General features: G+C 36.0%; 9 protein-coding genes and 2 pseudogenes. 7 read left to right on the plus strand and 4 right to left on the minus strand.

Going from position 1 to position 13,206, the window contains the following annotated elements:
- Positions 1-30 precede the first annotated feature (30 nt).
- Positions 31-792 carry an IS5 family transposase gene (locus L647_RS0113595; protein WP_024611512.1) on the minus strand — a complete coding sequence of 254 codons (762 nt, stop codon included), beginning with the start codon at positions 790-792 and terminating at the stop codon, positions 31-33.
- 180 nt (positions 793-972) lie between these two features.
- Here L647_RS0113595 and L647_RS0113600 point away from each other — a divergent pair, with 180 nt between their 5' ends.
- The 4 genes from L647_RS0113600 (at position 973) to L647_RS0113620 (ending at position 5,829) form a co-directional block, all read left to right on the plus strand.
- Positions 973-2,004 carry an ATP-binding protein gene (locus L647_RS0113600; RefSeq protein ID WP_024611577.1) on the plus strand — a complete coding sequence of 344 codons (1,032 nt, stop codon included), beginning with the start codon at positions 973-975 and terminating at the stop codon, positions 2,002-2,004.
- 363 nt (positions 2,005-2,367) lie between these two features.
- Positions 2,368-3,474, plus strand: a complete 1,107-nt coding sequence (locus tag L647_RS0113610) for a DUF4268 domain-containing protein (RefSeq protein ID WP_024611579.1) — start codon at positions 2,368-2,370, stop codon at positions 3,472-3,474.
- A 218-nt stretch (positions 3,475-3,692) separates the two neighbouring features.
- Positions 3,693-4,667, plus strand: coding sequence for a WYL domain-containing protein (locus L647_RS0113615; protein WP_024611580.1), 975 nt, complete (start codon positions 3,693-3,695; stop codon positions 4,665-4,667).
- Between the two features lie 73 nt (positions 4,668-4,740).
- Positions 4,741-5,829 (plus strand): cell division protein FtsZ, encoded by a 1,089-nt coding sequence (locus L647_RS0113620; protein ID WP_024611581.1) that lies wholly within the window; start codon positions 4,741-4,743, stop codon positions 5,827-5,829.
- Positions 5,830-5,871: 42 nt separating this feature from the next.
- Here L647_RS0113620 and L647_RS0113625 read toward each other — a convergent pair whose 3' ends face one another.
- On the minus strand, positions 5,872-7,434 hold the full coding sequence (locus L647_RS0113625; protein WP_024611582.1) for a tyrosine-type recombinase/integrase: 1,563 nt from the start codon (positions 7,432-7,434) through the stop codon (positions 5,872-5,874).
- A 123-nt stretch (positions 7,435-7,557) separates the two neighbouring features.
- Positions 7,558-9,147 (minus strand): hypothetical protein, encoded by a 1,590-nt coding sequence (locus L647_RS0113630; protein WP_024611583.1) that lies wholly within the window; start codon positions 9,145-9,147, stop codon positions 7,558-7,560.
- 343 nt (positions 9,148-9,490) lie between these two features.
- Between L647_RS0113630 and L647_RS0113635 the strand changes: the two genes are divergently transcribed.
- Both L647_RS0113635 and L647_RS0113640 read left to right on the plus strand, forming a co-directional pair.
- On the plus strand, positions 9,491-9,736 hold the full coding sequence (locus L647_RS0113635) for a YfhL family 4Fe-4S dicluster ferredoxin (RefSeq protein ID WP_024611584.1): 246 nt from the start codon (positions 9,491-9,493) through the stop codon (positions 9,734-9,736).
- A 430-nt stretch (positions 9,737-10,166) separates the two neighbouring features.
- On the plus strand, positions 10,167-10,877 hold the full coding sequence (locus L647_RS0113640; protein WP_024611585.1) for a metallophosphoesterase: 711 nt from the start codon (positions 10,167-10,169) through the stop codon (positions 10,875-10,877).
- A 155-nt stretch (positions 10,878-11,032) separates the two neighbouring features.
- Here L647_RS0113640 and L647_RS1000000126445 read toward each other — a convergent pair.
- A pseudogene (locus tag L647_RS1000000126445) lies at positions 11,033-11,940 on the minus strand (IS3 family transposase); the annotation flags it as partial.
- 1 nt (position 11,941) lies between these two features.
- Between L647_RS1000000126445 and L647_RS1000000125340 the strand changes: the two are divergent.
- Positions 11,942-12,721, plus strand: a pseudogene (locus L647_RS1000000125340) (TonB-dependent receptor); the annotation flags it as partial.
- Positions 12,722-13,206: the final 485 nt, after the last annotated feature.

Here is a 13,206-nt window from a genome sequence, read left to right on the forward strand (position 1 = left end):
TAGGGGCTGTTGATCTTTGTAGTATATATATTAATCAGCCCACATTGGTAGCCACATCATAGTAAATGCTAAAGCGAGCATGGAATGATAATTCCGTTCAAGCTTTTCATACCTTGTAGCTATCCCTCTATATTGTTTGATCCGACCAAAGGCATTCTCAACTAAGTGCCTATATTTGTACATGCACCAGTCAATATCTTCATTACCCACTAAACTGTTATCCTTGCGTGGAATAACGGGTGTAGCGCTATTATCACGAATAAACTCTCTTAGTTTTTCACTATCGTAGCCTTTATCTGCGACAACCACATTACTCGTTGGGCAATTGTCTACAAGTGACTCTGCATGGACGATATCATGCGTATTTCCACAGGATAATTCATAATAAACAGGCAATCCTCCGCTATCTACTGCAAGATGAATTTTAGTCGAATTGCCACCTCGACTCTTACCGATTGATTCATTGCCAGCGGTTCTTGCACCGCAACTATGCTGGTGAGCCCTGACAATACTGCCATCAATAAAGATCCAATCCATATCAGCATAGTGGGATAACACACGAAATAATTCATTCAAAATATCTTTTTTGGACCATAAATTAAATCGTCTATAGATAGCACTCCACGAGCCGAAATAAGACGGTAAATCTCGCCAAGGAATACCGGTACGCATCTTATAGAGTATGCCTTCGAGCGTTTTTCTATGCTCAGGCTTATTATAAATTCGACCACTTAAGTGCATTACTTTTGATAAGACATTCCATGTCGCGTCTGTTAACATTAATCTTGGCATGAGGGTTCGGTGTAACGTTTTTTAGCGAATTCAATTATACCTTATCCTCATGCTGTTTGTTTTTTATACCGCAAAGATCAACACGCCCTAGATGAATGTGAAAATATTTTTGAGCGTGATTTATTCTCTAAAAGCTTCTCAAAAGAGCTACTTCATACTTATATTGAAAATCACCCTGTTGTGAGTATTTGGATCACTAATCATCTAGAAGAGTTACCACAGAGCGTTATTAGGCGATTTAATATTGTTTACGAAATTCCTGAGCTAAACAAAACAACTAAAGAAAAAATGATTGGCAAATATGTTAAAGGTTTGAGTGTTGGTAACAGTTTTATAAGTAAATTAGCTACTCAACAAAACTTACTTCCAGCTCATATTGCTAAAGCTGTACATGTAGCAAGATTATGTGGATTTAAAGCACAGACCGCACGTGAATGCATAGAAGAGAATATTCAAGATACTTTAACTGCATGCGGTTTTTCAGCACACGAATTAACTTATCAAGCAGCGCAAAAGTTTAATCCTAGAATGGTGAATATAGAGTCTGAGTATGCATCACTCGAACAGGTTGAAGAGGCTGTAATTGAATATTCGAGTTCACGAACTCTGCTAACGGGCCCGCCTGGCACCGGTAAAACAGCTTTTGTAAATTACTTATGCGAAAAAGCTGATTTTAAACTTATTTCAGTCAAAGCATCTGACTTATTAAGCAAGTGGGTTGGCGAAAGTGAGCAAAATATTGCTCAACTATTTAAACAAGCTACACAAGAAGGAAGTGCAATATTTATTGATGAGGCAGATAGCTTGCTATGCAGCCGCGAACAAGCGACGGCAAATTGGGAAGTGCAAACAGTTAATGAATTACTATGCCATATGGAGCAATTTCAACTCCCACTTTTTGCAGCAACTAACTTTGCTAAAAATTTAGATAAAGCGGTAATGAGGCGATTTGATTTTAATTTAAATTTAACCTATTTGACTTCGGTTCAGGCTAAGCAATTATTTAAAGATACATTAGGCCCAGGAGTGTTAAATAAGTACCTAATGCATGAGTTATTCAAGCTTACAAAGCTCACACCAGGTGACTTTGCGATTGTAAAAAGGCAAATGAAGTTTTCAAAAAAACGCATGACTCAAGAGCGAATGTTATCGATTTTACAAGATCAAAACGATCTTAAAGAAGGCGGTCAGAAGAAGATTGGTTTTGTTTAATTGGGCTCACAACATTACGACGCACTTAATTTTTAATAGTTTGATTGAAACAGATATAAACATTGATAATGTTGATGCATTTGAATTTTGTACATTTAAAGATCGCATGCTACGAGAAAACGGAGCTAAACTTGGGTGGTATGAATGCAATCTCGATAAAAAATCTTGCTATATAACTACTGCCACTGTTGTGATAAATAGTTAATATAAATGAGCCTATTGAGTTATCACTCTTAAATATCAATCGAACTTCCAAATACTAAATACCATATAATGTGGGTATTTATTGTGACTTAATTTACATTCCAAATAAGAATCTGATTTTAGCAAGTTTAAAAATATATCTAAATTAAAGGGAACATAATGTTTAAGATAGACCGAACGTCAAACAGTATTACACCGATCAAAAATAAAAGTTTTACTGAGCTTGGTTTTACTGAGCGAAACCATTTACAGGAATGGTTGGCAAATCATCCAAATGCATTTGGTGAAGAGCTATTAATTATTCAAAAAGAGTTCGCTGGATTTGAAGATACCCGAGAGCGCTTAGATTTATTGGCGTTGGATAAGGAAGGTAACTTAGTAATTATTGAGAATAAATTAGATGATAGTGGGCGTGATGTTGTATGGCAGGCGATGAAATATGCAGCTTATTGCTCAACGTTAACAACTATACAAATTATTTCTATCTTTAAAGATTATTTGAAAAGTGTAGATGGGGATGCGGGTGACGCTTCTAAGGTTATTTATGAATTCTTGGACGAAAGTGAGGAGTCAGAAGTAATTCTAAATGAAGGTATTAAACAGCGAGTTATTTTAGTTGCGGCCAATTTTAGAAAAGAAGTGACTAGCACTGTTTTATGGTTCAGAGAGCATGGTTTAGATATTACATGTATTGAAGTTAAGCCTTACCAGCTTGGGCAGGAATTAGCGCTTAGTGTAAATAAAATAATCCCACTAAAAGAGACTGAAGATTATTTAATTTCTATGAGAGAAAAAGCCGAAAGTCAGGTGAAAGCAAAACAAAATGGTAATCGACATACTAAACGAATATCATTTTGGAAAAAGCTCATGCCACAACTTTTGGAGAACAACAGTCAATCGTTTGTTAATACAAAAATACAGCCAAAGTCCTTAATACATTCTAAGTCATTAGCTACAGGTCAAAAATTACAGCTAAATTTTAGCCGTGATCATGTAGCTGTAAGGCTTTTAATTAAATTTAATGACTTTAAGACACAAGAAAAAGCCTTTAATCAATTATTTTTAAATAGAAAAAATATTGAAACTCAATTAGGTTTTGACCTTGATTGGGTTATTGGAAAAGATAATAAATCGGCTGTCATTCAAGTTAAATATGAATGTGATGGATATGATGAGGCCAAGTGGGATGATTATTGCCGATGGCTATTTAAAAAAGTAATTGCTTTTGAAACGGTTTTTACTCCAAAGTTATATTCGAGTAAATAAGAAAGAAGCAAGGGTAGGTTAAATATTGTTACCAAACTAAGTCAAGCCAAGTTGCGTTGAGTCTTCTATGTTGCGAAGTAGTCTTGAAATGAGGTGGTTGTTGAACAAGCTCAGAATAAACCTTATCCTAGAGGGGTTGTTTTTGACGGTATTGATAAATCAATATTGCTAACTAACAAGCTCGTAATTATTTACTTCAGAAGTAGCTAAGTATTTTAATGATTTTACACCGCCATTTATCAATTTTAGAGCTTTTGCCGATAGCGCCAAGCTCTATTTCAACTCAAAAATTACAACACAGATTAACTGAGCGGGGCTTTGAAGTTTCAATTCGCATGCTTCAACGTGACTTGCAATCACTTTACGAACAAGGTTGCTTTGGTCTTGAAAAAGATACCCGCAGTAAGCCCTATGGCTGGTCTATCAATGCTCAGTGGCGAGGTGGTAACGCAAAAGTTATGAGCAGCGAAGTTGCTGAGCATTATTTGCTTCTAGAGCAGTTACTACCACAATCGGCCCCCATAGATGTTAAACAGTCGGTACATATTAAAGCAGAGCAGGCACTAAAACGTGTTAATGGCCATGTGCCTGAGTGGTTTTCGACTCTGCCTAAGCCTTCGTTAAAAGTGAATATTGATAATCAGTTAGTTGCGCAAATTGAGCATGCGATTAAGCATAAGCGTGCAGTGAGCACTGAGCTTTATAGAGTACTTTACGATGAAGCACATTGGTTGAAGTTTGCGGAGTTAAGTTTTTACAACTTAGTTGAGCAAGGCGGTGTGTTGATGGCGCAGTTTATGGTGGGAGAGCTTCACGACAAGTGTTATCAAATGCCGGTTTACCGCATTCGCAATGTACACATTTTGCAAAAAACACGACGTGAGCCAAGCACTGAGCAATTAAAGTCGTTACGTAGTGCGATTAACAAAGGCATGTCGCAAGAAGCGATTGAGTTAATTGTAAAAGTACCCAGGCACTCGGAGGTTAATCAAGGCTTTATTGAGCTTGGTGAGCTGACTGACAAGCAACAGATTGACGATAAAAACGTATTACTTACCTACCGGACGATTGATACCGAGCAACTAACCGATGAGCTATTTAAATGTGCTCATTGGCTTGAAGTTATTAAACCTGAAAAGCTGCGGCAAAGAATCACTACAAAGCTTAAAGCGGCCGCTAACATCTATAAATAACTCCAACTTGTTTAGGTGCGTCAAAATTTGACGCACCTGTTTGCTATGCTCCTTTTAAAGTTAAGGAGTAGCTATGTTTCAATTAATTCAACAAAATGATGGTTTATCAATCGGTGTATTTGGCATTGGTGGGTGTGGCTGTAATACGCTTAACAGTATTTTCGAACAGCGTGAGTCTGAACAGGCGCACTTGTACAGTGTTAATACCGATAAAGTGGTACTTGAACATACACAGAGTGATGAAGCAGTACTAATAGGTGCTGAGCTAACTCATGGTTATGGTGCAGGAGCCGACCCTAAAGTTGGACTACAAGCGGCAGAAGAGAGTAAAGAGCAGCTTTTAACGCTTATTAATGGCTGCGATATAATTCTGTGTGCAACAGGGTTGGGTGGCGGTACTGGGACTGGCGCTAGCCCGTATATTGCACAACTTGCTAGTGAGCAAGGTAAGCCCATTATATTTGTTGCTACATTACCATTTAGTAGTGAAGGGCAGTTTAGAAATAATATAGCGCAAGCAGGTTTAAATGAGCTTAAAGAGCATGCTAATGCGGTTATTACTCTCCCAAACGATCAACTGATTGAGGTGCTTGGTAACGATATAGGATTATTCGATGCGTTTAAACATTCAAACCAAATACTCCATTCACTCATAAAATCATTAATCGATATGTTGTGCTTTCAAGGCCTAATAAACGTAGATTTAAATGATTTTGCGAAAATTATGGATTGCCAAGGCGATGCTGTACTTGGCGTAGGCAAGTGTAATGATGAGAGCGAGCTCACTACTGCACTTGATAGTGCACTTAATAACCCTTTAGTTAACCAGGTTGATATGTCATCAAGTACGGGGGTAATAATACAAGTAAATTGCAAAGATGAAATCTCACTGGGTAGCTATAACCTTATTACTGATACTGTGCGTCAGCAGGTAAGCCCAAACGCATTGGTTATTTGTGGTGTTTCAAAAATTGAAAACTTAGCAACCAATTATGAGCTACTGGTTATTGCTACGGGCGCGAGTTCAAAAATGATACTTGATGAAACTAGAATTGAGTCAAACTCTAAAGTAGTCGCCACTAAACCAAAAGCATCTGATATTTTTGATATCCCTGCTTTTATAAGAAATCAATCTGCACCACCTAGTAAAAGCTCTTTATAGGTTTTGTAAGCAAAGAAAAAGTTGTATTGCAATATGTAAGCGCTACTCTAATATTTGCAAAGGGCGGCTCTTTTTAAGCTTTTGGGTTTGCTGAACTATATTACCCCAGATAGTGGAATAAGCACTTATTGTGCTTTTAACTTTGGCGATGAATTTATTTGAATTATCTAATTTTAAAAATGATTTTTTAGTCGTTTTGATTTTTAACTTAGCCTGTATTTTTACTTCTTTGAGTACTTCCTTCTCAAATAGGGAAAAGTTTTTATAAAGTGCTTTAATATCAGTGTTATATATTTTATTCGAGTGGTCGTAATGTTTACTCATTGGATCATGATCTGAAACAGAGTGATGAAGCATTTTTTTAGACTCAATTTCAGCAATTGTTGATGAACCATGTATTTTAGTTAGTACCTCTTTCATATGCGATTTTAAGAAGCTGCGAAGTAGTGTTGGAAATGCTCCGGCAGAGCCTTTTATATTTATGTTATCTCGCGGGGCCACAACCATGTTTTTTGGTGCATGATACTTAAGTGCTCGGTTTAAACTCTCTTTACTGATGGGTTTTGAGTCGTCTTTAACCTTGCAAAATAAGTATGTGCGGTTTCTGTCTGGGTTTAATTTTAATTCTTGTTGTATCGCTTTTTTCATCTCGGGTGTGAGTTGTATTTTAAACTCTTTTTGGTTTTTCATTGCTCCGCGAGTGGTATGGGTTGTTTCTGGAAACGTTAAAAATTTAGGGTTAGTTAAATCATCTATATACGACAGACGTAGGTTGCAAATATTTATGGGTCTTAGCCCAGTAAACATCATCAGTAGTACGGCATTTATTAATGTATTATTTTTAGCTGTTTTTAGGTTTATGTATAGCTGAGAAATTAGAGATATATCAGTATATGCCCTACAAGGAATAGGCTTCGCCGTTCGAGAAGATATATAATTTTTATCTACTTCTAGGAATGGATTATCGCCATTATTATATTTATTTTTTGCGAACACCCACAGCTTTTTCATTTGCTCGCATAGCTTAGCCACATGCGGGCCACTTTTCTCTGTTAGTAGTTGGTCAAGCGTGGTTTCTATTATCTCAGGAGTAATAGTCTGAAATAACGTATTTTTACCAAATGCATTTTGAATTGCATTAAGGTAAGAGGTATATGTTGTTACTGTGGTTTCAGCTAACTTGCTAGGGCTATGTTTATTAATCGCCTGTAAGTTTTCTATTTGTTTACTCACTACAAATTCGAATGTGTAATTAGAGGTGTTCTTTTTGTATATTTCGGCCGCTTTTAATTTTGCTGCTGAAAAACTCATATTATTAGAATCACCAATCTTTGTGTTTTTTATGCCATGTGCTTTTTTAAAATGAGTAAAAAATTTAATAATACCATCATGCTGGAATACAATTCTAATCTGATCTTTAAGCTGATATTTTGAAAGTCTTCTTCCTTTTTCCTGCGATAATATAATAGTCGCAAGACTGGCTAGCTCTTCCATTGACTTGTCATTGTATGGAGGCTTATTCGCATTAAATTCAGCCATGCAAAGGTTACGAATTTTAATCGTGACCTCACATGGTTTCATTGAATTTAATACTGATGTTGCCATTAATATAAAAACCTTAAAAAAGTTAAAATCATCAAATAACTGATGAGGTATCGCTCTAATAAGGCAATGATATGAAATTATTTTTTTTTACAAAAACTTTGGTAAGTCGAAATTAAACTTTTTTTAATTATTTTTTGCTTTAGCTTCTTGGTCACTTAAATACCTCTCAACGACAGCTCTTCCTTCTTCGGTTAAAATTAAATCTTTTGCTACTCTACCTGTATCTCCTAATGGCTGGTTAATGAAGTTTACATAACTGCCTTTATGAACCAAATGAGCTTTAATCCTATCTCTCAGTGCTTTCTTTTGGCTGTTTTCTTCTAGATTGCTAGCCTGTTTACTCTGCATTCCTGTAAGTCTTAACTGCTGATTTTCAAGCTCTTTAGCTCTTTTTAAAATACTTGCTTCATGAATTTTGAATACGTTAAATTTTAGCTTTGTTGAAGTGCCAAATAGCTCTTCAGATTTATCATAATTTAAGCCGTTTGGATCGTCTTCTTTTCTAAGGTGATGAAGCGCGAGTCTAGTAAGTTCCTCTGCGTGTTTAAAATGATAGCCGTTGGCAACCATAATCGCTTTTGCGTTGGATTTAAAAAAGCTTCGGCACATTGTGCAAAATGCACCTGCAGATCCTTTCATTACAATATTTCTTTTATCTCCTTTTACTGCATCAACAGGTGAGTAATCTTTAATGATCTTATCCAGCGACCTTTTAGCAAATGGTTTGTTAAGATCGCGAGGCTGAAGAAATATATGATCAGGGTTACAGCTGGGTAATGCATTTTCCATCCAGGCTCTCTGCTCTAAAATAATGGCGCGCATGGCCTTGGTTAATGGCAGCTTATATTCTTTTTGGTTTTTCATTTCTCCACGAACTCCAACAACAGATGCCGGAAAGGTAATTAAGGTTGGAAAGTCGATACTATTGAGCCACTCCCACTTCATTTGTGGAATATTAATAGGGCGTATGCCTGTCAAAATCATAAATCGCGCAGCATTTTTTTGATGTACATTTGGGGCCGATGCTAGATTTATCCATAATTCAGCTATCGAATCTAAGTCTGTATAAACTTGGCAAGGACGGGGGCTTTCTACACGGTTAGATACGTAAAAGTCATCGATATCAGCAGCTGGGTTTTTACCTGAGTTAAATTTGTTTTTGGCAAATCGCCATACCCTTCTAATTTGTGCAAAAAGCTCAATTGCTTGGTTATTGGACTCTGCTTTGATAATTATATCTACAATCTTTTCTAACTCTCCAGCTGTAAGAGACTGGAACGCTCTTTTAAGCGGAAAATGGTGCCTAAGCTTTTTTATTCTACATTGATATGTTCTGAGCGATGAAGCTGCAAATTTGGTAGGTGCGGTATTATGGCGCTCTATTAAGCTTTGTTCATAAGCATCAAATACTGTTTTGATATTATGATTATTTAAAATGCCATATTTCATTTGATCAGTAAACTTACGTGCTTTTGCTATTGTTAATTCAGGTGCTTCACCTAACTTAGTATTAGCTATGCCAGATGATTTAGGGAAAGCTGAGTAAAAAGATACTGTTCCAGATAGGGTAAATATAAGACGAAGATTGTGTTGTGCCTCATATTTCGATAATCGCTTCGTGTCTAGTTTTTTAATCTCTTGTTTTGATTTTTCTTTTTCCTCAAAAAAGATGATTTGAGAGGCCAAAATAACACAGCGATTTATGTGCTGCATAGAAAATGGCGATTTAAGTTGCTTCCATTCTAGTTTCGCTTTCGTGTATTGAGCTTTGGTAAGCGTTGATAGTGATTTTTCACTTTGATTAAACCTATATAAATAAAGGCCTTACGGCGATTTTTATTGATTAAGATCAACAAAGCAACAGAGAAAGATAGGCATAATTCGCGGCTGTAATTTACACCCAAAAATAAAAATTTGTGTTACTAATTTGTGTTACGATTTAATAAATAATAGCGGTTTTTTATTAAACTAGAACTGCACAAAAGTTAGCCTTTACACACCTTTGTTTTTACTTATCTTTTTGTTTTATAATGATATTAATTGAAAAGGCTAGAAAATGGCTCTACTCATAAATAGTAAATGCATTAACTGCGACATGTGCGATCCAGAATGCCCTAATGAGGCTATTTATATGGGGGCTAAAATATATCAAATAGATGCAAGCAAATGTACTGAGTGTGTAGGGCATTACGATAAACCGACTTGCGTAAGTGTTTGCCCTATCGACTGTATAAAGCCTGATCCTGCAAATACAGAAAGTATTGATGAATTAGCTGATAAATATGTACGATTAACAAGCTAATACTTAGGTTCCAGCTTTTTAAGGAGTGCCAACTAAAATAAGGCAGTGGCATGGTTTGTATATTTTTTTAATTACTAACGTACTAATTTGTTGAAAACTGCCTTTTTAACTAGATATTTAACCATTAACCATTAACCTTATATCTAAGCTTACTTTGGCAATGTTAAAATGACTGTACTGATGTAATTATTTCAAATAGTAAGCTGTATGTTATTTTATCTAGTGACGCCGTCGACTCCATGTTCTGCCCCCTCTAAATTAACAATAAAAATTAGCTTATTTAAGGCTCGTGTTATTGTTTTTATACTTGTATGGTTTAGAAGAGTCGCACATGAGGTGTTAAAGTCATTATTAAGCTATTACGCAAGTTACCGTAATATTTGAAATTACTATTATTCAACTCACAAATTTAAATTTACTGGAGCAAATATTGAACATTGGTATTAGTGCTATTAAAATTGCGCCTACAAAACATGTTATATCATTAGGTGATGATTGCCGAGTATTTGTAATTGGCGATCTCGATGGTGATTTACTTGCTTTAAAAAGTGCACTTAAAAATGTAGATTTTAATTCGCAAAGTGATGCTTTATTTTGCCTTGGAGATACAATTGATCGTGGTGATAAAAGTTATGAATTATTTGAGTATTTAAAAGCAATCAATGCATATATGGTACTAGGGAATCATGAGCATTTAATGCTTGAATCTCTATTAAGTAACGATAAAGCCGCTTTTAAGCTTTGGACAGACAATGGTGGTAATTGGCACAAAGCTGTTCCTCAAAACCTGCTTTTGAGTATGTGTGATGAGCTTTTAAAAAAACCATTATCTATAGTACTTGAATATAAAGGTCATAAAATAGGTTTATCACATACCATTCCTCAGCAATGGAATTGGGAATGCTCTTCGGATATTGAGGATAAATCAGTAATTGTTGAGTCATTATTGTGGGATCGTAAGGTATTTAATAGTAAAAAAATAATTAATAATCATGGTATTAATTTTTCTATTCATGGTCATAACTCTACGCAACTCCCTTTTTGGATTGGTGATAGTTATCATATCGATACAAATTATTTAGGAGGTAAGCCTACACTTTTAGAGCTTTCTGATGTTATTAATAAGTTTGAAATGCAATAACACAATACAGATCTCGTTGATTTTTGACTTCTAAATAGTTTATGGCTTTATTTTTCTAAAAATGTTTGAAGTATTTCGATGCTATCAAAAGTGATTTTTTGTTTATAAGCTTTTTAATTTCTATAATTAGTAGTCAACTTTTAGTGTTGTATTGGTCAATAAAATTTGGTCATAGTTTTAGAATCACTGTATTTGACCTCAGATTCATATGGCGCTAAACCAGTATTATAGTGATGTGGTGTAGCATTGTTGTAATATCCATTTATGTAATCACTAACGCTATATTTAGCGTTTGTAAAATTTCCATATCCAACCTTTTGCATCCATTCCGTTTTAAAGCTTTTAAAAAATCGCCCCATTGACGCATTATCTCAATAGTTTTCGCGCCTACTCATGCTTTGTGTGATTTTATAGCGCCATAAACGTTGGCGATAATTCAAGATCGTATAATGACTACCTTGGTCTGAGTAGAGCATCAGTCCTATCGTTTTTCCTCTACTTTCATACGCGAGTTCAAGTGCTTTTAACGTTAAATTAGTATATGGCGACAACGATGCTGTCCAGCCAACTACTTTGCGTGCAAATAAATCAATAGCGACGGTTAGATAAGCCCAGCGATTACCTGTCCAATATACGTTACATCACCGCACCAAACGGTATCTGACTCAACAATATCAAACTGCCTATCAAGTAGGTTTGGGATTTCAAGGTGTTTATTCTCGCCGCGTTTATATGAATGTTGAGGTACTTGGCAGCTTTATAGTTTTAATTTAATCGTTAGCTTAGCAGCACGATAACGACTCAATTCAAAGTGATTACTCGTTGCTATTGTCGCGATTGTTCATGCACCTGCTGAGCCCCTACTCATTGCATGTATTGCTTTGACTTCAGCCTCTACCTTATTTGCTCAGGGGTCGGTGTTATATCGCGTAGAGCCCAGTATTTATATCTACTACGATGTACACGCTGCATCAAATACCAATAAGGTAACGCTCTCGTTGATTTAGTTTCTCGATTAACGAGAACTGTTCAGAAGTCGGACATCAAGAAACAGGTAGCCTTGTCCTGATTACAGCGATTTAGGTGCGCAGCAGCGTATTACGTTTGTATCGGATGAATGGGCAGAGAGCTGCATTTAATGAACAACCAGGCTTTAGCGGCAGTGGTGGTGATAAAAACTTAAAGCCATTTGAATCGGTGCAGGCTGATTTATCTATTGAGTATTATTATGCAAAGGGTTCTGCGGTTGGATTGGCGTTTTTTCATAAGAAAGTAGACAACTTTGTCGTGCCACTGGTAATCGGTGTAGAGCAAAGCTTTGTCGGTAAAAATAATATAGTAGATGCAGGTATTATTAATATCGCTCCGTAAAGTATTGTGGGTAATGGTACTGATGCAGTATCTAAAGGCGCGGAGATATTTATTCAGTATGCGTTTGATAATGGTTTTGGTTTTTATGCAAACTACACCTATAACAAAACCAATAAAGCAGATGTAACAGTAAATGGTGAAGAGTTTGGTCAGTCAGCATTAATAGGTAGTGCAAAGTATCAGTACAACACCTCTGTTTATTATGAAGGTGACGCATACGTGCATCATATAATAAAATAGGGGAGACAGTATTGGGGCTCAATAGTGGGTTAAATGTATATCAAGATCCATACGAACAGGTTGATGTTAATGCGTCGGTTAACTTATACGAAGGACTAAGTTTAACAGCTGCCGTCATTAATTTAACTAAGTCGGAATCGGTAACGCGTTTAGGTGATGATACAGATGCACGATTGCTTAACTCAAGCTATTCAGAGCGACGCTATTACGCAGGCTTTAATTATAGTTTTTAATTAACTGCATACGTAATACTTTATTAAACGCCAATTAAAAACCGTAGTTGGCTAGCCTAACAGCACTTAAGATTGTAGTTTTATGTATGCACGTAGTTTTACTGCTCATATGTTGGTTGTTTAATAGGCGGAATAAACCCTGTAGCCCCTTATTTGTATAGCTTTCATACTAAATTCATTTAATTGTCAAAAAGCTGAAATAAAGTATTGACCCTCACTCGTTTATCCCTATAATGCGACCCCACTGAGACGGGAAACGCCAACGCCTAGCGAGGAGCGAACTACTCAGAGAGTTAAATGAAACTTCGGTTTTAAATCTTCCAAAAGAAAGTTTAAAACTAAGTGTTGACTCGAAAAATAAAGGGTGTATTATTCTCATCCCTTGAGACGCTAAGGCGACTCAAAACGTTCTTTAACAATATAAAGCAATCATCTGTGTGGGCACTCGTACAGATTGAGTTCTAACAGCCAACCTACTTAGGTAG

This window comes from Pseudoalteromonas sp. TB64, assembly GCF_000498095.1.
Taxonomy (GTDB): Bacteria; Pseudomonadota; Gammaproteobacteria; order Enterobacterales; family Alteromonadaceae; genus Pseudoalteromonas.